This window comes from Trichococcus flocculiformis (genome assembly GCF_900113645.1).
GTDB classification, from domain to species: Bacteria; Bacillota; Bacilli; order Lactobacillales; family Aerococcaceae; genus Trichococcus; species Trichococcus flocculiformis.
Genome location: NZ_FOQC01000102.1, coordinates 1 through 1,308, shown reverse-complemented (window position 1 = coordinate 1,308; position 1,308 = coordinate 1). Strand labels below are relative to the sequence as shown.

At 41.7% G+C, this 1,308-nt stretch carries 2 protein-coding genes; both read right to left on the bottom strand.

The genetic code is table 11. The features are described from left to right. Positions 1-54: 54 nt before the first annotated feature. Positions 55-726 carry an IS630 family transposase gene (locus tag BMZ71_RS14545; RefSeq protein WP_245734465.1) on the bottom strand — a complete coding sequence of 224 codons (672 nt, stop codon included), beginning with the start codon at positions 724-726 and terminating at the stop codon, positions 55-57. Beyond that, a complete protein-coding gene (locus tag BMZ71_RS14540; protein WP_086988998.1) occupies positions 696-1,205 on the bottom strand; it encodes a helix-turn-helix domain-containing protein in 510 nt (169 codons plus the stop codon). The genes BMZ71_RS14545 and BMZ71_RS14540 overlap by 31 nt, the downstream gene beginning before the upstream one ends. Positions 1,206-1,308 lie beyond the last annotated feature (103 nt).

The window sequence follows — 1,308 nt, the reverse complement described above, 5'->3', positions numbered from 1 at the left end:
TAGTGTAGCGTTGATATTTAGAGAAAAGATCGAGATCGACATACTCAACTAGTATCAAATATTTGATTTTTCAATTTTTGGATACAACGAAGCCATCTTTTCTCGCGCTTGATTATTTGTAAAATGCCAACGGATTTTTGATGATCGGGTATTCCGTTCCCGCTCCCATGCAGCCAACTCCGAACGGAGTTTTTCAAAATCATCAATTCTGCGATGTAAACATTGCCTGGTCATAACGTTTAATTCTATTTCGGCAATATTCAACCAACTACCATGTAATGGCGTGAAATGAATCTCTAAGCGGCGGGCTATCCTTCGTGCCTCTTCGGGCGGGAATGCTCTGTAGAGTGAAGCGAGTGTATGTGTATTGAGATTATCCAGAACTAAAGTGATTTTTTCAACATTGGGATAACCAATATCTACAAGGTATTGAATCTCCTCGGCCCAATCTACCGACGTTCGTTGCTTACGTACGTTCACGTGTCGGACTCCACCCAGTGGTTCAGTGAAGACAAAAATGCTACAAGTGCCTTCTCGCACATATTCAGAATCAATTTTTTGGTCACTGCCTTTTCGCATAGGAAGAGGTTCTCTTGATTCACCCAAAAGTTGATAGGGTTTTTCGTCCATACAAACGACTGGGTGTTGAGGATCGTAAGGTAACTCATACACGTCGAGGACATCTTCCATGCACGCTACGAATGCTGCGTTTTCTTTTGACGGGATGCACCAATATTGTTTTTTGTGAGGTCGTAATTCGTTTTTTTTAAAGTTCTTCCGATGGCATCTTTGCCAACGGGAATTTCAAGTTCAACTTTTGCTTTCTCTTCCAGAAGGCGAAGGGTCCATCTGGACCGACCTTCTGGAGCTGGGCCGCAGGCCATTTCTATGAGTTTTGCTTCCGCGCGTCCATCGATTTTCCTACGGGCATTATCAGAATTGACACTTCTACCGACTGTTAGAACATTTTCAACACCGCCGTCAATGTAGTACTTGATTACATTGTGCACAGTCGCAATACAAACACCGATAGATTTGGCACATTGTTGATGGGTAAGTGTTTTTCCATGTGCTTCATCGAGGTCTAATAAAATTTGGCATCTGCATTTTAGGGTTCGAGTAGTCGTTTTCTTACGCAAAACACTTTTTAATCTGCGTACTTCATCATCTGTCAATGAGATAACGTACTTCTTGTTTCTGCCCATTTTAAGTCACCGCCGTTTATTTTTATTATACTCCACAACGATGGCTACTCTAACAGATTCAAACTCAACATCTTACTTATTTATCAACGCTACACTACACTAG

What these genes read in the sequence shown, in the direction of transcription:
- BMZ71_RS14540 (WP_086988998.1), bottom strand. Translation starts at nt 1,205, where the DNA reads ATGGGCAGAAACAAGAAGTACGTTATCTCATTGACAGATGATGAAGTA.